This is a genomic window from Thiohalocapsa sp. ML1 (genome assembly GCF_001469165.1).
GTDB lineage: Bacteria > Pseudomonadota > Gammaproteobacteria > Chromatiales > Chromatiaceae > Thiohalocapsa.
This window is the reverse complement of record NZ_JABX01000018.1, coordinates 23,161-40,830: the sequence shown is the minus strand read 5'-3', so window position 1 is coordinate 40,830 and position 17,670 is coordinate 23,161. Positions and strand designations below refer to the sequence as shown.

At 68.8% G+C, this 17,670-nt stretch carries 17 protein-coding genes; 7 read left to right on the top strand and 10 right to left on the bottom strand.

Going from position 1 to position 17,670, the window contains the following annotated elements:
* Window positions 1-118: 118 nt before the first annotated feature.
* The 5 genes from ML01_RS13050 (at window position 119) to infA (ending at window position 4,381) form a co-directional block, all read left to right on the top strand.
* Complete coding sequence (locus ML01_RS13050) at window positions 119-412, top strand: hypothetical protein (RefSeq protein WP_058555837.1); 294 nt, start codon at window positions 119-121, stop codon at window positions 410-412.
* Window positions 413-620: 208 nt separating this feature from the next.
* Window positions 621-1,829: a GNAT family N-acetyltransferase gene (locus tag ML01_RS13045; RefSeq protein ID WP_371258214.1), complete on the top strand. Its 1,209-nt coding sequence runs from the start codon at window positions 621-623 to the stop codon at window positions 1,827-1,829.
* Window positions 1,829-2,599 carry a leucyl/phenylalanyl-tRNA--protein transferase gene (aat, locus tag ML01_RS13040; protein WP_156427712.1) on the top strand — a complete coding sequence of 257 codons (771 nt, stop codon included), beginning with the start codon at window positions 1,829-1,831 and terminating at the stop codon, window positions 2,597-2,599. The genes ML01_RS13045 and aat overlap by 1 nt, the downstream gene beginning before the upstream one ends.
* On the top strand, window positions 2,592-3,374 hold the full coding sequence (locus ML01_RS13035) for an arginyltransferase (protein ID WP_058555835.1): 783 nt from the start codon (window positions 2,592-2,594) through the stop codon (window positions 3,372-3,374). Before aat ends, ML01_RS13035 begins: the two co-directional genes overlap by 8 nt.
* Window positions 3,375-4,162: 788 nt before the next feature.
* Complete coding sequence (infA, locus tag ML01_RS13030; RefSeq protein ID WP_058555834.1) at window positions 4,163-4,381, top strand: translation initiation factor IF-1; 219 nt, start codon at window positions 4,163-4,165, stop codon at window positions 4,379-4,381.
* Window positions 4,382-4,456: 75 nt separating this feature from the next.
* Here the strand turns inward: infA and clpA are convergent, their stop codons facing one another.
* The gene (gene clpA / locus ML01_RS13025) at window positions 4,457-6,721 is read right to left on the bottom strand and encodes an ATP-dependent Clp protease ATP-binding subunit ClpA (protein ID WP_058555833.1); all 2,265 of its coding nucleotides are present in this window, start codon (window positions 6,719-6,721) and stop codon (window positions 4,457-4,459) included.
* Between the two features lie 150 nt (window positions 6,722-6,871).
* Entirely contained in the window at window positions 6,872-7,195 is a 324-nt protein-coding gene (clpS, locus tag ML01_RS13020) for an ATP-dependent Clp protease adapter ClpS (protein ID WP_058555832.1), read from the bottom strand.
* Between the two features lie 381 nt (window positions 7,196-7,576).
* On the opposite strand from clpS, the gene cspD reads away from it, so the two are divergent.
* Window positions 7,577-7,783 (top strand): cold shock domain-containing protein CspD, encoded by a 207-nt coding sequence (gene cspD, locus ML01_RS13015; protein WP_058555831.1) that lies wholly within the window; start codon window positions 7,577-7,579, stop codon window positions 7,781-7,783.
* Window positions 7,784-7,904: 121 nt separating this feature from the next.
* On the opposite strand, the gene icd is transcribed toward cspD, so the two are convergent.
* Window positions 7,905-9,161, bottom strand: coding sequence for an NADP-dependent isocitrate dehydrogenase (gene icd, locus ML01_RS13010; protein WP_058555830.1), 1,257 nt, complete (start codon window positions 9,159-9,161; stop codon window positions 7,905-7,907).
* A 163-nt stretch (window positions 9,162-9,324) separates the two neighbouring features.
* Between icd and ML01_RS13005 the strand changes: the two genes are divergently transcribed.
* A complete protein-coding gene (locus tag ML01_RS13005) occupies window positions 9,325-9,876 on the top strand; it encodes a pseudouridine synthase (protein WP_058555829.1) in 552 nt (183 codons plus the stop codon).
* A 103-nt stretch (window positions 9,877-9,979) separates the two neighbouring features.
* On the opposite strand, the gene ML01_RS13000 is transcribed toward ML01_RS13005, so the two are convergent.
* From ML01_RS13000 to ML01_RS12970, 7 genes are all read right to left on the bottom strand, one after another.
* Window positions 9,980-11,227 (bottom strand): hypothetical protein, encoded by a 1,248-nt coding sequence (locus ML01_RS13000; RefSeq protein ID WP_058555828.1) that lies wholly within the window; start codon window positions 11,225-11,227, stop codon window positions 9,980-9,982.
* Window positions 11,214-12,116, bottom strand: coding sequence for a glycosyltransferase (locus ML01_RS12995; protein ID WP_058555827.1), 903 nt, complete (start codon window positions 12,114-12,116; stop codon window positions 11,214-11,216). The genes ML01_RS13000 and ML01_RS12995 overlap by 14 nt, the downstream gene beginning before the upstream one ends.
* A gap of 41 nt (window positions 12,117-12,157) precedes the next feature.
* On the bottom strand, window positions 12,158-13,636 hold the full coding sequence (locus ML01_RS12990; protein WP_058555826.1) for a sugar transferase: 1,479 nt from the start codon (window positions 13,634-13,636) through the stop codon (window positions 12,158-12,160).
* Window positions 13,637-13,716: 80 nt separating this feature from the next.
* Complete coding sequence (locus ML01_RS12985; RefSeq protein ID WP_058555825.1) at window positions 13,717-14,451, bottom strand: sugar transferase; 735 nt, start codon at window positions 14,449-14,451, stop codon at window positions 13,717-13,719.
* Window positions 14,448-15,860, bottom strand: coding sequence for a WecB/TagA/CpsF family glycosyltransferase (locus ML01_RS12980; protein WP_082674240.1), 1,413 nt, complete (start codon window positions 15,858-15,860; stop codon window positions 14,448-14,450). Before ML01_RS12980 ends, ML01_RS12985 begins: the two co-directional genes overlap by 4 nt.
* Window positions 15,861-15,986: 126 nt before the next feature.
* Complete coding sequence (locus ML01_RS12975; protein ID WP_058555824.1) at window positions 15,987-16,748, bottom strand: hypothetical protein; 762 nt, start codon at window positions 16,746-16,748, stop codon at window positions 15,987-15,989.
* A 183-nt stretch (window positions 16,749-16,931) separates the two neighbouring features.
* Window positions 16,932-17,645: an SOS response-associated peptidase gene (locus ML01_RS12970; protein ID WP_058555823.1), complete on the bottom strand. Its 714-nt coding sequence runs from the start codon at window positions 17,643-17,645 to the stop codon at window positions 16,932-16,934.
* Window positions 17,646-17,670: the final 25 nt, after the last annotated feature.

The following is a 17,670-nucleotide window of genomic DNA, read 5'->3' as shown; positions in this document are numbered from 1 at the left end:
TCGCACTGCGACGCCACTTGAGCCAACTGCGGTTAGGGGAGAATTTCGATCCCGATCTCGATCCCGATCGGCATTCCGGCGTTACGGACTTTGAAGTTGGAAGCAAGAGAACCCCGCCATGAATCGCCAGAGCTTCCCGACCATCGCGTTGCTCGTGTCGCTGCCGCTGCTGGGGCTCGTCGCCTTCGGCGGCCCTGGCGCGGACGGCACGGCGCGCCTGCCCCTGCTGACGCTGCTCCTGGTCGCCGAGCTCGGCGCCATCATCAACCTCATCGCCGCCTACCTGGGGCTCCCTGCCCTGCGCGAACGCCCGTTGCCGCGCGTCAGGCTGCTGCGGCTCGGCACCAACCTGCTGCTCGCCGTGGGCTTTGCCCTGTCCCTGCTCGCCTTCTGGCCCGGCGGCAGCGCCTGACCCCGGGCCCGAGGGCGACAACCGATATCGAGCCGGCCGGGCTTTCGGCCCCGGCTCATCGCCCATACGCTACGGGGGCGGAGCCACAGACCGACAAGGGCCGGGGGCGCCTTGCAACCTGCGCATCGTCGCGGGTGGGCCAAGGGCCAAGGGCCGAGGAGGACTACCTCGGCCCTCGGCCCTCGGCCCTCCCCCAACACCTGAACCCATGCACCAGCCAGCAGGCCAGCCCGGGATGTATCGACTGACCACCCACCCGTCCATCGACGAAATCCCGGCCGCGGACTGGAACGCGCTCGCCGGCGACGACCTGCCGCACCTGCGCCACGAGTTCCTGGCCGCCATGGAGCACCATGGCTCGGTCGGCGAGCGCTTCGGCTGGCTGCCGCGCCATCTGGTGCTGCGCGACGAGCAGGATCATCCCGTCGCGGCGGCGCCCTGCTGGCTCAAGTACAACTCCTACGGCGAATTCGTCTTCGACTGGGCCTGGGCCGATGCCTACCAGCGCGCCGGCCAGCGCTACTATCCGAAGCTCGTCGTCGCCTCACCGTACACGCCGGCCACGGGACTGCGCATCCTCACGGGCGAGGCTGCCGACCGCCCGGCCCGCGCCGCGGCGCTGATCCAGGGCTCGCTGCAGCTCGCCGAGCGCCTGGGCGTGTCCGGCCTGCACTGGCTCTTCACCAGCGAGACGGAAACGGGCTGGCTCAAGGCACAGGGCCTGATGCCGCGCCTGGGCTGCCAGTTCCATTGGCAGAACCGGGGCTACGGGAGCTTCGATGATTTCCTCGGCGAGTTTTCGGCGGAGAAGCGCAAGAAGGTCAAGCGGGAGCGCCGGCGCGTGACCGACGCCGGCATTCGCCTGCGACGTGTGCCGGGTCACAACGTGACGGAAGCCGAATGGCGCATCTTCCATCGCCTGTACGAAGATACCTTCGACAAGCGCGGCGGCCTGCCCACGCTGTCGCTCGGGTTCTTTCAGGAGATCGGCCGGACCATGGGCGAGCAGGTGCTGCTGGTGCTCGGCGAGCACGCCGGGCGCATCGTCGCCGCCGCCTTCTGCCTGGTGGGCGCGGACAGCCTCTATGGCCGCCATTGGGGATGCTTTCAGGACTACCACAGCCTGCATTTCGAGGCTTGCTACTATCAGGGCCTGGAGCACTGCATCGAGCAGGGTCTCGCGCGCTTCGAGCCCGGTGCCCAGGGCGAGCACAAGGTGGCCCGCGGCTTTCTGCCGACGCGCACCTGGTCCGCGCACTGGATCGCCGACGAGCGCTTTCGGCAGCCTATCGGCGCCTTCCTGTCGCACGAGATCGACGCGGTGGAAGACTACATCACAGAGATGATGACCCACAGCCCGTATCGGGCAGCCGACCCCAACGCTGCTGCCGGCGCCACCGCGCCGACCCGCGCTTGATCCGCCGCATTCGGCACCTCCCCTATTTGCTGGCGCCGAACGACCCGAGCGCCGCGTTCCCGGACCCGCGCGAGGCGCTGGCGGAGCCGGACGGCCTGCTCGCGATTGGCGGGGACCTCAGCATCGCGCGCCTCGTCAACGCCTATCGGCACGGCATTTTTCCTTGGTTCAGCGACGGCGACCCGATTTTGTGGTGGTCGCCGAACCCGCGCACCGTGCTGCGCCCGGCGCGGGTGCGCATCTCACGCAGCCTGCGCAAGCTGCTGCGCCGGCGCGCCTTCGCGGTCACGCTGGACCGGGACTTTCCCGCCGTCATCCGCGCCTGCGCCGAGCCCCGCCCCGATGGCGGCGGCACCTGGCTGGTGCCGGACATGATCACGGCCTACCGGGCACTGCACGTGCGCGGCATCGCGCACTCCGTGGAGGTCTGGCAGGAAGGCGCACTCGCCGGGGGGCTGTACGGCGTTGCAATCGGCGGTATCTTCTTCGGCGAGTCCATGTTCACGCGCGTCGACAATGCCTCGAAGGTCGCCCTCGTGCATCTGTGCCGATACCTCGATAACCGCGGCTTCGCCCTCGTCGACTGTCAGGTGCTCACCCGGCACCTGATGAGCATGGGCGCGGAGCAGATACCGCGGGACGCCTTTATCGATCTGGTCACCGCGCTGCGTGACCTGCCGACACCGCACGGCTCCTGGGACGACGGCAGCCTGACCTATCCGGACCCTGTGCCGGGTGAAGCCCCCGCGGCGGCGTGCCCGGATGCGTGACGCCCGACCCAACCGCGGCGATCTGCAGCTCTACCTCACGGGCGAGCACGACTGCTCCTACGTCGAGGGCTTGCGGGCACGCACGCTCTTTGTGGACCCGCTTGCGCACATCGACGCGGCCCGCGCCGAGTGGCTGCAGCAGATCGGCTTTCGCCGCAGCGGCCAGCACTTCTACCGCCCCGCCTGTCGCGGCTGCCAGCGCTGCGTGCCGGTGCGCGTGCCGGTGTCCGCCTTCGTGCCGAACCGCTCCCAGCGCCGCAACATCGCGCGCAACGACCGCGAGCTGAGCATGACGCTGCGCCCTGCCTCCCTGGTGCCCGAGCACTACCGGCTCTACGAGCGCTACCTGCTGCAACGCCACGGCGACGGCGACATGGCCGACGACGTCTCGGTGGAGACCTACGCCCGCTTCCTGCTCGCGCCCTGGGGCGGGCGCACGCGCTTTTTGGAGCTGCGCCTGTCGCCCCTCGGCGCCATCGCCGAGGGCGGCGCGGCCGGCGACCTCGTCGGTGTCGCCGTGACGGACTTCTTCTCCGACGGCCTCTCCGCCGTCTACACCTACTTCGCGCCCGAGCAGTCCCACCGCGCCCCCGGCACCTACGCCGTGCTGGCGCAGATCCGCGATGCCCGTCGCCTGGGCCTGCAATACGTCTACCTCGGCTACTGGATCAGCGACAGCCGCAAGATGGCCTACAAAGACAGCTTCCGCCCGCTGGAGGCCTGGGACGGGCGCGAGTGGCGGCGCTTCGGCAAGGGCGAGACGATTCGGTTCTGACGCCTGTGGCCGGACGTGGTTTGTGCGGCCCAGCGCGGACGGTCGGCAAAGCGGAACCCTACGGGGCGCGGCGCGGTAGGGTTCGCTGTGCGGACCATCCGCCGGCGCCCGGCAACTCGGTCTGACTCGTCATCGACGCCTGCCTCGGCGCCAGTTGACGGGGGCGGGAGGCCCCGCTCCCGGTTGCGGGCCATATCGCGACGGCACACTGTTCCTGTTCCGCGGCGCGGAAGTCCCGAGACCGTCTCGGGTCGTCGCGCGGGTGCACTCGCGACACCGCTCCAGCGGCGTCGCGCGTCTGCGGGCGCTCTGCGTCCCGGGGCAGGCGGCGCGCGAACGGAGGAGACTCGGCAGCGTAGCCACTTGCCCGCCCGGAGCCGAGCCGGAGCCGGGCCGGGCCGGGCCGGAGAGCCGTCCTCCCGGTCGACTCCGCACCGGCGACATCAGTCCATCCCGCTTTGTCGCCATGTTGACCTGGAGATCAACACTCCAGTCAACACGCCACAGCACCTCCGGATTCGGAGCCTTGCGGGTCGGCTCCGACACGATGCTGGTGTCGAGCAGAAACCTCATTCAGGCCGCGCAAACCTCGCGCCTCTGGACATCAAGATCGACATGCTGCATCGAGATCGCCTGACACCCGCGGCCGGCGCGATGCGCTGTGGTAGTATGGCCGGCTTGCGAGGCGCTGCCCGCGATGGTACCGGCGCCGATCCCGATTTCTTACAAGATCGACCTGCGGCGACGCTCGTGCGCGGCGCCGGCACCGAAGTTTACCGACCAAATCCATGGCAAAAGAAGACGTCATCACGATGGAAGGCACGGTCATGGAGACCCTGCCCAATACGATGTTCCGCGTAGAGCTGGAGAACGGCCACGTCGTCACGGCCCACATCTCCGGCAAGATGCGCAAGCACTACATCCGCATCCTCACCGGCGATAAGGTGACGGTTGAGCTGACCCCGTACGATCTGAGCAAGGGCCGCATCACCTACCGCGCCCGGTGAAGCAGGGGCTAGGTGCTAGGTTCCAAGCCCTAGGCCCTAGCCCCTAGCCCCTAGCCCCTAGCCCCTAGCCCCTTCTTAAGCAACAGCCTTTTCCGTATCGAAGCTGAACGTCAGCTCGTCGCTGTCGCCGAGCTTCACGGTGACGGTGCCGCCCTCGGCGAGCTCGCCGAACAGCAGCTCGTTGGCGAGCGGCTTCTTGATGTGGTTCTGGATGACCCGCGCCATGGGCCGGGCGCCCATCTTCGGGTCGTAGCCCTTCTCCGCGATCCAGGCCTTCGCATCCGGCTCCACGATGAGCGCGACCTTCTTCTCCGCGAGCTGCTGCTCCAGCTCGAAGATGAACTTTTCCACGACGCTCGCGATGGTGGTCTGATCCAGCGCCGAGAACTGCACCACGGCATCGAGCCGGTTGCGGAACTCCGGCGTGAAGTACTTCTTAAGCGCCTCCATGCCGTCCGTGGAATGGTCCTGCTCCGTGAAGCCGATGGAGCGGCGGCTGGTCTCCTCGGCACCGGCGTTGGTGGTCATCACCAGCACGACGTTGCGGAAGTCCGCCTTGCGGCCGTTGTTGTCCGTGAGCCGGCCGTGGTCCATCACCTGCAGCAGCAGGTTGAAGACGTCCGGGTGCGCCTTCTCGATCTCATCGAGCAGCAGCACGGAGTGCGGATGCTTGGTGATCTCCTCGGTCAGCAGGCCGCCCTGGTCGAAGCCGACGTAGCCCGGGGGCGCACCGATGAGCCGCGAGACCGTGTGCCGCTCCATGTACTCGGACATGTCGAAGCGGATCAGCTCCATGCTGAGTATCCGCGCGAGCTGGCGGGTGACCTCGGTCTTGCCGACGCCGGTGGGGCCGGTGAACAGGAAGGAGCCGATAGGCTTTTCTTCGTTGCCGAGGCCGGAGCGGTTCATGCGGATGGCCGAGGTCAGCGCGTCGATGGCCTCGTCCTGGCCGTAGACGACCATCTTCAGGTCGCGATCCAGGTTGCGCAGCGACTCGGTGTCGGACATGGACACCTTCCGCGGCGGGATGCGCGCGATCTTGGCGACGATGGCCTCAACGTCGGCCACGTCGATGCGCTTCTTGCGCTTGGCGACGGGCTTGAGCTGCACATTGGCGCCGGCCTCGTCGATGACGTCGATGGCCTTGTCCGGCAGGTGGCGGTCGTTGATGTACTTGGCCGACAGCTCCGCCGCGGCGCGCAGGGCCGGTGCCGTGTAGCTCACCTGGTGATGGTCCTCGAAGCGCTTCTTCAGGCCTTTCAGGATCTCGATGGTCTCCTCCACCGTCGGCTCGTGCACGTCGATCTTCTGGAAGCGGCGGGTCAGCGCCCGGTCCTTCTCGAAGATGCCGCGGAACTCCTGGTAGGTGGTCGAGCCGATGCAGCGCAGGTCGCCGGAGGCGAGCACCGGCTTGATGAGGTTCGATGCGTCCATGACCCCGCCCGAAGCGGCGCCGGCGCCGATGATGGTGTGGATCTCGTCGATGAACAGGATCGCGCTCGGGCGGCGCTTCAGCTCCGCCAACACGGCCTTCAGGCGCTTCTCGAAGTCGCCGCGATACTTGGTGCCGGCGACCAGGGAGCCTAAGTCGAGGGCATAGACGACGGCGTCGGCGAGCACCTCAGGCACCTCGCCGTCGACGATCTTCTTGGCCAGACCTTCTGCAATCGCGGTCTTGCCGACACCGGCCTCGCCCACCAGGAGCGGGTTGTTCTTGCGCCGCCGGCACAGGATCTGCGCGCAGCGTTCCACCTCGTCGGCGCGGCCGATGAGGGGGTCGATGCGGCCCTGGCGGGCGAGGTCGTTCAGATTGCTCGCGAAGTTCTCGAGCGCGCTGGAGGATTCCTTTTCTTCGCCGCGAGTCTCCTCGGCCTCCGGCTGGGCTTCCTCGCCTTGGTCCTCGCCCGGCACCTTGGAGATGCCGTGGGAGATGTAGTTCACGACGTCCAGCCGGGAGACATCCTGCTGGTTAAGCAAATATACGGCCTGGCTGTCCTGCTCGCTGAACAGCGCGACCAGCACGTTGGCGCCGGTGACCTCCTTCTTGCCGGCGGACTGCACGTGGAACACCGCCCGCTGCAGCACGCGCTGAAAGCCGAGCGTGGGCTGGGTCTCGCGCGCATCGCCCTCGGCAATCAGCGGCGTGGTCTCGTCGATGAAGGTGCCGATGTCGCGGCGGAGCTTGTCGGCGTCGGCGCCGCAGGCGCGCAGCACCTTGGCCGCGGTGGGGTTGTCGAGCAGGCACAGCAGCAGGTGCTCCACCGTCATGTATTCGTGCCGCCTCTCGCGCGCTTCCTTGAACGCATGGTTCAGGGTGAATTCGAGCTCTTTACTCAGCATGGTGTGGCCCCTGGAAGTGAGTAACAGGAAGGCCCGGCGGTGCAGCGGTCAGCAGGCACGACGGGGAGAGAAATTGGGTGCCGGCAACACCGGCACAGCGTCGACGGCCGCTGCCGCCGGCGGGGCAATCGCGAGCATGTGAGCGCGCCGTCACGCCTCCTCCATGGTGCACAGTAACGGATGATGGTTCTCGCGGCTGAAGTCGTTCACTTGGTTGACCTTGGTCTCTGCGATGTCGCGCGTGTAGACGCCGCAGACGCCGACGCCACGCGTGTGCACGTGCAGCATCACCTGCGTGGCCTTCTCCCGGTTCATGCGGAAAAATGTCTCCAGCACGTGCACGACGAACTCCATCGGCGTGTAGTCGTCGTTGACCAGCAGGACCTTGAACAAGGGCGGACGCTTCAGCGCCGGCTTGGACTCCTGGACAACGAGGCCGGAGTCTTGGTCTTCGCTTGGGTTCCACTCGCTCATGGTGTGTCGGATGCAATGGGGTCCTCGGAGGTTACGCCGTGTGGAGCGCTGGTCGGCTGCCACGGCTGCCCTGGCTCAGGACAACTTGTAAGGGCTTCGAGCCGAAAAATACAGCCCCCGTGAAGCCGCGTCTACGTTGCCGGGCATGGCCGATGCCGCCGCCGATCGCGGCGCGCAGGCCCCGTCGAGCCCGTTGATTGACCATGGGAAACAGCAGGCTATACTTCGCCGTTATGGTGACGTCCCGCAGCGCCCGCTGATGGCCCGCACCCGGCGTCTCTCAGGGCCACTGCCAGGCCGGGCCGCCGATAACAACAACGACAGACAACCATCCAAAAGAGTACCGCGCCACAGCGGTCAAGCACCGGAGGAGCTCCAGCGATGATGACAGGTATCGTGAAGTGGTTTAACAACGCCAAGGGATATGGCTTCGTCAAACCGGACAATCGCGAAGAGGATGTGTTCGTGCACTTCTCGTCGATCGAGATGGACGGCTACAAGACCCTCAAGGAAGGCCAGAAGGTCGAGTTCGAGGTGAGTCAGGGGCCAAAGGGGCTACATGCCGCCAAGGTGCAACGCGCGTTCTGATGCGCAGTGCGGCCGATTCTGCGCCGCACCGCCGGCGCGCCGGGGCCGGCCCTCATGAGGGCCGGCCCGTCTCGTTTTTCGGCTCGGCCAGCGCGCGGCCGGCAGCGTTCGCCCCGCCGCTTCACATTTTCGCGACAACCGCCTGCCCGAACTCCGAGCAACTGAGCTTGGTGGCACCGTCCATGAGCCGCTCAAGGTCGTAGGTGACGGTCTTCGCGGAGATCGCACCCTCGATACCCCGGATGATCAGGTCCGCCGCCTCGGTCCAGCCGAGATGGCGCAGCAACATCTCACCAGACAACAGCAGCGAGCTGGGGTTGACCATATCCTTGCCCGCGTACTTCGGCGCCGTGCCGTGGGTCGCCTCGAACATCGCCACGGAGTCGGACAGGTTCGCGCCCGGTGCCATGCCGATGCCGCCCACCTGCGCCGCCAGCGCATCCGAGATGTAGTCGCCGTTGAGGTTCAGCGTCGCAATCACGTCGTACTCCTTCGGCCGCAGCAGAATCTGTTGCAGGAAGGCATCCGCAATGACGTCCTTCACCGTGATCTCGGTGCCGGTGCGCGGGTTCTTGAAGCTGCACCAGGGGCCGCCGCCGATCTCCACGGCGCCGAATTCCTCCTTCGCGAGCTCGTAGCCCCACTCCTTGAAGGCGCCCTCCGTGAACTTCATGATGTTGCCCTTATGCACCAGGGTCACCGACGCGCGGTCGTTGTCGATGGCGTACTGGATGGCCTTGCGCACCAGCCGCTTGGTGCCCTCGCTGGACACGGGCTTGATGCCGATGCCGGAGCTGTCGGGGAAGCGGATCTTGGTCACGCCCATCTCCTGGCGCAGGAAGTCGATGATTTTCTGCGCCTCCGGCGTGCCGGCGGCCCACTCGATGCCGGCGTAGATGTCCTCGGAGTTCTCGCGGAAGATGACCATGTCCGTGTCCTCCGGGCGCAGCAGCGGACTCGGCGTGCCGGCGAAGTAGCGCACCGGGCGCAGGCAGACATACAGGTCGAGCTGCTGGCGCAAGGTGACGTTCAGCGAGCGGATGCCGCCGCCGACGGGCGTGGTCAGCGGGCCCTTGATGGAGACGACAAACTCCTTCACGGCCTCCAGCGTCTCATCGGGCAGCCACACGTCCTCCCCGTAAACGCGGGTGGACTTCTCGCCGGCGTAAACCTCCATCCACGCAATGCTGCGCTCGCCGCCGTAGGCCCGGGCGACGGCCGCATCGAGCACGTCCTTCATCACCGGCGAGATGTCGATGCCGATGCCGTCGCCCTCGATGTAAGGGATGATGGGGCGGCTCGGCACCGTCAGGCTGTTGTCGTCGGCAACGCCGATCTTCTCGCCGTCGGCGGGGATCTGGATATGTTGATAAGCCATGCTGCAAAGTCCTCAGGACAGGGGGTGCGCGCGGACAGCGCAACCGATCAAAAAAGCGGATGGGAAGGACGCGGACGGGAAGGACGTGGATGGGTAAGCGTTCGAGTGCGCGTGATGGTATCACCCCCATGCCCGCCGTCGCCCTCGCCCGGGCGCTGACGCCATGCTCGTGCTGTTCAACAAGCCCTACGGCGTGCTCAGCCAGTTCTCGGCGGCGAGCACCGGCCGCGAGGACGCAGCCACCCTCGCCCGCTTCATCGCGCTGCCGGGCGTCTACCCGGCCGGGCGGCTCGACAAGGACAGCGAGGGGCTGCTCCTACTCACCGACGACGGCGCGCTCCAGCAGCGCATCAGCCACCCACGGCACAAGCAATGGAAGCGCTACTGGGTGCAGGTGGAAGGCGCGCCAACCGCCGACGACCTTGCGGCGCTGCGCGACGGCGTTGTGCTGAAGGACGGGCCGACGCTGCCGGCCCGCGTTCGGCAGATCACCCCGCCCGCGCTCTGGCCGCGGGACCCGCCGGTGCGCTACCGCAAGTCCGTGCCCGACGCTTGGCTTGAGATCGCCATCCGCGAGGGTCGCAACCGCCAGGTGCGGCGCATGACCGCCGCCGTGGGGCTGCCGACGCTCCGGCTCGTGCGCATCGCCGTCGGCGACTGGCAACTCGGCGACCTGCGACCAGGAGAGTACCGTTGGTCAGGCGCTAGGGGCTAGGGGCTAGGCGCTAGGTGCGCCGCTCTCACGGCGCAGCGCCTCCGCTGCCTCCGAGCTGTGCCTGCGGTTCCAGCCTTCTCACCCCGCGGCCCTCGGCCCTTCCTCAAGCGTACTTCGCCCACAACCCCAGGTACCGCTCCGAGGCGGGCTGCCAATGGCTCGGCGAAGGCAGGCCGAGCGCGCTTGCCGCGCAGGGGTCGATCGGCGAGCCGGGCTCCGTGAGGAGCAGCGGCAGGGCGGCGATGAGGCGCTCGCGCGGATAGTAGAGCGAGCGCCGCGGGCGCCGCAGCAGCTCCCGCGCGCCGAAGTCCCGCACTGTGACGCCGACGTTGCGCACCAGGTTCCCGCGCTGGCCCTTGCGCACATCCGCGCGGCAGTAGTCGTGCCAGTGCGCGAAGCCGAAACCCAAGCGACGGATCTCGAACGCGTACAGTGTGGCCTTCCAGATCCGCAACACGCGGGCGAGCCATTCCGCCGCCTGCTCCCCGGCAAACTCTTCGTAGGCGGGGTGGAATTTGTGCCGATGGGCCAGCCGATACAACTCAAGAAAGTCATCGTGGTGCGGCATCGGGTCTAGTCCCTCGGCAGCGTCCACGGTTCTCTCGGGACGCGGTGCCTCCAGGCGCGCGAGCTTCTCGGCATAAGACGGATGGTACAGGCCGGCGGCGGCGAGCCGGGTGTCGCCGCAGGCGCGCACTGCCTTCATGAGGTATTTGAAGAAGCGCTGCCGCTCACCGGGGTCCAAGCCGGTCTCTGCGCCAGAGGCGGCGCCGCCGCTGCGCCGCTCCAGCAACCGTTGCTGGTTCATCAGCAAGAGCGTGCCGCGGTTCAGCATCAGCCGGGTCAGCTCGCCGTGGGGCAGCGCGTGGAAGGGCATGTGCGGCATCCGTGCGAGCACGTCGCGCTCGCCGGCCAACACGCGGTGGCCCCACTGCATCTCGGCGTTCATGAGCGAGAACTCGGCGCGGGCGAGGGTCTCCTGCCGCAGCAGCGCGAAGTCCACCGCGACGCCGACCTGGCCTGCGAGCGTCTCGGCGAGCGCCGCGAGCCCGAGCGCCAGCGCCGCGCGCGCACCACGGCCCATGCCGCGCACGACGACGAAGTAGTCGTAGTCGTTGAACGGCGCCGGGCCCTGCTCGCCCTGCACATAGCCGCCCTCGCCGCGCCCGTAGCCGCCCATCAGCACCAGCGCCGCGAAGTGCTGCGCCGGCACGAGCCCGGCCACGGCTTGGGCAATGACCGCTTGATCGGCGGCGACACGCGCCTCCACCGCGGCATCGCCGTCGAGCGTGAAACGGTCGGCCGGCGCGGCGACCGGCGCGTCGGGCGCGACGGGATCAGGCTTCCTCATCGTGGCGCAGCCCCTCCCTGAGTCCCCGCCAGCGGCCCCACTTCTGCGTGATGCGCAGCGGCACCGAGTGCAGCGCCGCGTCCAGGGAGCGCTCGCGCGCGGCCCAGGCGAGGTCCCGCAACACCTCCATGCCGGTGGGCAGCGCGACATAGCGCAGAAAGGAGGTCTTGAGCTCGCCGTTGCGGAAGATCCAGGCGTCCGCCTTGCCCTCGCCGAAGTGGCGCTTGTAAGACTGCCGCAGCGTGTAGTTGTGCGAGTGCGTGGCGGCGGCCTCCGGCACGTAGACGATGCGCAAGCCGGCGCCGCGCAGCCGATACGACCACTCGATGTCCTCGGAATACTGCACGCGGGTCTCGAAGGGATGGGCCAGCAGCACGTCGCGCCGGGCCGCGGCGTTCGCCATGGAGAAGAAGTGCAGCCACTGCGCCGCCTCGCGGCCATCGCCGAAGGCGCGCTCGGTATCCTTGCGGAACAGCTCGCGGCAGTCGGGCCGCGCCGTTTGGCGGCCAAACACGGCGCCGACGTCGGGCTCCGCCAACGGCGCGACGAGGCGCTCAAGCCAGTCCTCGCGCTCCGGCGTCGCATCGGAGTTCAGAAAGACGATGATGTCCGCATGCTCGCCGATGGCCGTCACGGCATCGTTGAGCACCCGGCCCGGGTTGTAGTCCTTCGGGTCGTTGCTCAGGATGCGCTCGGGCTCGTTGTACTCGCGGATGATGTCGAGCGTGCCGTCGGTAGAGCTGGAATCGAAGCTCCAGAGCCGAAAGTTCCGGTAGCCCTGGCAGGCGACCATCTCCAAGGTGCCGCGGATCACGCCGATGTCGTTGTACGAGCGCATCGCAATGGCGACCCGCGGCCCCGCCGCGGCGCTGTGACTTGCGTCCATCATGGGCCGACTCCTGTTCGTTGTGTCGTTGTCGCGCTCTGCCATCAGGCGCGCTGCCAGGCTCGGCGGCTGAACAGCGCCAGGAGCCCGTGCCAGAGCCAGCGCAGATCGCCCAAGTTGCTGCGCTGGCCGGCGTAGAAGGCGTCGCTCATCAGGCGCTCATCGAAGGGGGCGTCTTCGTTCAAGGTGAGCTGGGTGGGGCCGATGAGGCCCGCCGGTGCGTCATCGCGCACACGCTGCCAGTCCTCGGTGCGTGACTCGGCCTGCTGCGGCGTCAGCGGCGCGACGCCGACGGGCCGCAGATCTCCGCGCACCACCGCAAGCACCCGCGGCAGCGTCGCGAGCACCGGGATGGACGTCGCCAAGCGCCAGCTAAGAAACGCCCGTTCCGCATCGCTGCCGGCAACGACACCGCCCGGCAGCGTCGGCTGGCGATTGCCGATGAGCGTCTCGCGGGACCAGAGCCCGCCGCCACTGGACTGCAGCGCCGCGGCCGCCAGCCCCAGCGGCCAGAGCGGCAGGGACAATGCGAGCAACAGCACGCCGAGCACTCGGTCGAGGAGCCGCGGTCCCTCCGGCGCGTGCGCCTCACCGCCCAGGCGACCGAGCAGGAAGGCATCGGCCACCTTCAGCACCGCACCGGTGTCGACCCGGATCAGGTGGTCGTGCGCGACGATGGCGTTGGTCACCTCCACGAGCTCGCCGATGTAGCTGTGCGGCAGGATCAGGCTGTCCGCCACCGTCGCACCGCGGTCCACGACCACGTCGCGGGCGATGACGACCTCCCCCAACAGCTCGGCATCCGCGCTGACCCGGCTGTTCTCGCCGACGTAGGCCTGCCCCTGCTTCAGGCTGCGCGCCGCCACCGCGGCGCGCCGGCCGGCGGTGAGCCCGAGTGCCACCTCCCGGCCGGCCACGGCAAGCCCCGGTATCCGACCCGCGAGCAGATCACGGTTGGCGCGATGGTAGTCCTGCAGTGACTCAAGCAGGTTCAGCGCCGCGCCGCTCAGGTCAACGACTTGCTCCGCCGCCGGCGGCGCCGGCGCGGCCCAATGCAGCAGGTCGAGCAGCGCCGCCGCATCCGGATGGCCCACGCGCAGTAACAAAAGCGAGGCCCGCGGGTCCGCGGCGGCACCGACGACGACGCTCCCCGGCAGCCCCTGGGCCCGATCCAAAAAGCCCGCGACGCTGGGCGCTACCAGCAGGTCCGCGCGCAAGGCCAACAGCGGCTCTTCATCCCCGATGCTGATACGCGGCCAGACCAGGCTCGGCGCCTCCGCGCCGCGACTCAGCGCATAGCGAAAGCGCCCGCCCCAGCGCTCGCCGGCGCCGAGTAAGGCCTCCAACTTCTCTGCCTGCTCCGCGAGCACGAACACGCATTCCGTGATGCCGGCGGCGATCAGCTCCTCCAGCCGGTACTGCACCAGCGGCTTGTCCAGCACCGGCAACAGACCCACCGCATATTGCCGGTCCAGCGGCGCGAGGGGCGCGGCCGGCCTATCCACGAACACCAAGGCGCGCATGGCAGAGCTGCTCCTTCCGGCACGGCCGGGGCTTGAGGTCGCGAGACCGCCGGGTCCGCCGCGGCGGACCCGGCGAGGTTTCAGTAAGCGCCGGTGCCGAACAGCAAGGCCGGCACCGTCTTCAACAGGATCTTGAGGTCCGTCCAGAACGACTGCGACTCGATGTACTGGACATCGAGCTCCACCTGCTGGTCGAACGGGATCTCGGAGCGCCCCGAGATCTGCCAGATGCAGGTGATGCCCGGAATCACTTCCAGCCGCCGGCGGTCCGACAGCGAGTACTCATCGACCTCCGCCGGCACCGGCGGGCGGGGGCCCACCAGCGACATGTCACCGAGCAGCACGTTCCAAAGCTGCGGCAGCTCGTCGATGCTGGTCTTGCGGATGAAGCGCCCGACCCGGGTCACGCGCGGGTCGTTCTTCATCTTGAACGTCACACCGCCGGCCATCTCGTTCTGCGCCATCAGCGCCGCCTTGCGCGCCTCGGCGTCGGCGTACATCGAACGGAACTTCCACATTGTGAAGAGCTTGCCCCAGCGCCCCACCCGGGTCTGGCGAAACAGGATCGCACCCGGCGACTCCAGCCGGATGGCGAGCGCAACGCCCACAAACACGGGCATCAGCAACACCAGCAGCACCGCCGAGGCCACGATGTCGAACAGCCGCTTGAGCAGATACGAGCCCTGCACAACGCCGATCCAGGCGGCGCGCTTGCCGAACATGCGCAGGCGCTGCCGGGCGCCGAGCGCCCCCGGATTGCCGTAGCGCTTGATCAGCGCGTCCTGGCGGCGGCGTTTGTCGGTACTGTTGTTCATGTATCGGAAGCGACCTCAAAGCCCTGTGCCGCCGCGTTCCCATCCTGCCGCGGCCCCGGCAGCGCGAAGCGCTGGGGCGCCTGCGCTTGCCGCCAGACACGGTACAGAAACAGCGGATTGCCGATGACGTAGCGCCGCCACATGCGCCCGGGCTCTTGCAGCAGCCGAAAGGCCCACTCGAGCCCGAGCTCGCGCAGCCAAACCGGCGCCCGCGCGATGCGCCCGGAGTAAAAGTCAAAGAGCCCGCCCACGCCCATGCGCACCGCGGGCAAGAGCTCGGCGCGATGACGATGCAACCAGACGTCCTGCCGCGGCGCCCCGAAGGCGACGAGCAGAATGTCCGCACCGCTGGCATTCACCTGCTCGATGACGGCGGGCTCCGCGGCGGCATCGAAATAGCCGTCGCGGGTGCCGGCGATGCGCAGCCGCGGATAGCGCTGCTGCATGCTCGCCGCCGCCGCCGCGGCGATGCCGGGCCGCGCGCCGAGCAGGAACAGGCTCCGCCCCTGCTCCGCGGCGGCGGCGCACAGGAGCGGAAACAGGTCCGTGCCGTTGACGTTTTCCTTCAGCGCCACGCCCTGCATGCGGCAGCCGATATGGATGCCGATGCCGTCCGGCAGCACCCGCTCGGCGGCGAGCAGGGCACCGCGGTAGCCGGCGTCGCCCCAGGCGATGTTGAGACAATCCGGGTTCACGAAGCAGAGCTGCTGCGGCCCGTGGCGAGCGCCGCCGTCCGGGCCGCTCGCGGCCATGAGCCAGTCCACCGCCTCCGCCATGCTCGTGTTCAGGATGGGGATGCCGAAGAAGTTGAGCACCGCCGGCGTCTCCCGCGCCGCGCCGCCGCCGAGCACGCCGGTGACCAGCGAGCGCGCCGCGAGACCGAGATCGCCCTGCAGCGACTGGCCGTAGACGAAGTCCCGATCCAGCCGGCTCTCCCCCACATGCGCGATGCCCACCTGCCGCTTGACCCCGAACGGCGACACCAGCCCAGGGCGCACCGTGAAGCGCACCGCATCGGACACCGGCACCATGGCCGCCTCCGCCGCCGGCAGCGGACGCGGGCCGACGATGGCGAGGTCGCCCTTCAGCACGCTGAACCAGACCGCAAGCCCCCGCAGCGGCCCATGCCCGGCGAAGCGCAGCCGATGGATCGGCACGCGATAGCGGCCGATCAGCGCGTCGAAGTCGAAGAGCTGCCCCGTCTGCGCAACGCTCGCGACGCCGCGCCCAATGACCAGCGGCGCGGTCAGGAGCAGCAGCGTTGCGGCGATGCCCATGTCCACCAGCCGCGGCAGCACATCGGCGGCGAAGCGCGCGGCGGGCAGCAGCGTGCGTCGCAGCGCCAGGCGCCAGCGCCCGCGTGTGCGTTGCCCGAGGGGGCCCGGGATCTTGAGGGTGTCGCGTCCCATGTGCCTGTGGTTGCGTCTCGTCGTTCGCGCCGGCGCCCGCGCTTGTTGCGGGAGCATGACCCGCAGGTCCTTCCCGACCCGACTGTTAAGAACACCTTACAAACGGCGCGGAAACTGCAAACCGGTTCACACAATTGGACCGCGGCGGGCAGAGCGACGCGCGATGACCAGCCCGACGAGCCCCACCGCGAGCAAGGCCGCGCTGCCCGGCAGCGGTGCCTGCTGTGCGTAGCTGAGCGCATCCGCGAAGATGCGCCAGGTGTTGCGACGACCGGGTCCGAGCGACAGCGTCCGCAGGAGCTCGTTGGTGAAGCTGCCCCCGGGCGGCCCCGGACTGATGGCGAGGAAGAAGCCGTCCACCACATCGCCCGGTAGCAGGGACTCGATGATGAGATCCACGACGGCCACGGACTCCCCGGTGCCGTCGGCCGGCGATGTTGCCGTCAGCGCAACGGAATACCGGATCAGCACGTCCACCACGAAGCTGTCGGTGGCCGATCCATTGACGAAGTCCAGCCAGCCATCGGTGGCGAGCGAGGCCACGGCCTCCCCGCCGAGCGGAACCGATGCACTGGTCTCGGCAGCGATGGAGAGCGCCCCGCCGCCCAGGGTCGGCGGGTCCGGCAGCAGCACGGCTTTGGTCTCGGCCGCCGCGCCGGCGCCCATGGCGCTGCGCAGATCCTCAAACACCGCCGAGCCGGATTGGATCTGAACGACACTCGTGGGGTCGTTCGGGGCGGTGCTGACATTGCGAATGCCCGTCACTTGCAGCGACAGGAACAGATCGGTGCTCGCGAAGGCCGACGCCTGCGCGGTGCCGACGCAGGTCAGCAGTAAGAGCCAGGCCGTAAGGATGACGGTGCGGGGTAGGCCGAGCTTGGCGTGCATGGGTGGACTCCGGAGTAGGTGGACCGATGGGGGCGGCCTGTGCCTGTGACGCAGGGTCGAGCGCGGCACGTCGCGGCTGAAGCCGCTCCCACGGCGCGGTGGTCGCGGCTGAAGCCGCTCCCACAGACGCAAGCTGCGCGGCCGGACGCGGCTGCAGCCGCTCCCACGGGCTGCTCGCGGCGTTCAGTCCGTGGCGGGCGGCGCGTCGGCGATGGGCTCCAGGAGGTCCGGGGCATCGTTGCGCGGGTTGTTGACACGCGGCGACACCGGCCGCAGTACCCAGTCCTCGGCCGGCGCCGGGCGCAGCAGCGCTTGCAGCGCGGCGGCGTCGCTGTTGCCGGGGTCGAGCCAAGCGTCCAGCGCGGCGGGCGCCAGCACCACCGGCATCCGGTCATGGATGGGCGCGATGCTCGCGTTCGCGTCCGTGACGATGATGGTGCAGGACTGCACCGGAGCGCCGTCCTCCGGCCGCCAGTATTCCCAAAGCCCGGCAAGCAGGCTGTGCGCGCCGTCGCGGCGATGAATGAAATACGGCTGCTTCGCTTTCCCCGCGCCCGCGGCGGGAGCACGCCACTCGTAGAAGCCCTCGGCCGGGATCACGCAGCGGCGCGCGCGAAAGGCGCTGCGGTAGGCGGGCTTGCTCGCCACCGTCTCGGCGCGCGCGTTAATCATGCTGTAGCGGTTGTCCGGCCCCTTCGACCAGCTCGGGATCAGGCCCCAGCGCAGCGCCGTCAGCTCTCGGCCGCCGGTCTTGCCGGCGCGGATGGCGAGCACCGGGCGGGTCGGCGCCATGTTGAAGCTCGGACGCCAATCGCCCAAGGCGTCTGGGTCCAGCTCCGCGGCATAGCGGCTGGCGTAGATCTCGGGGTCGGCGTGTTGGACGAAGCGGCCGCACATCGCGCGAGGATATCGGCGACCTCGG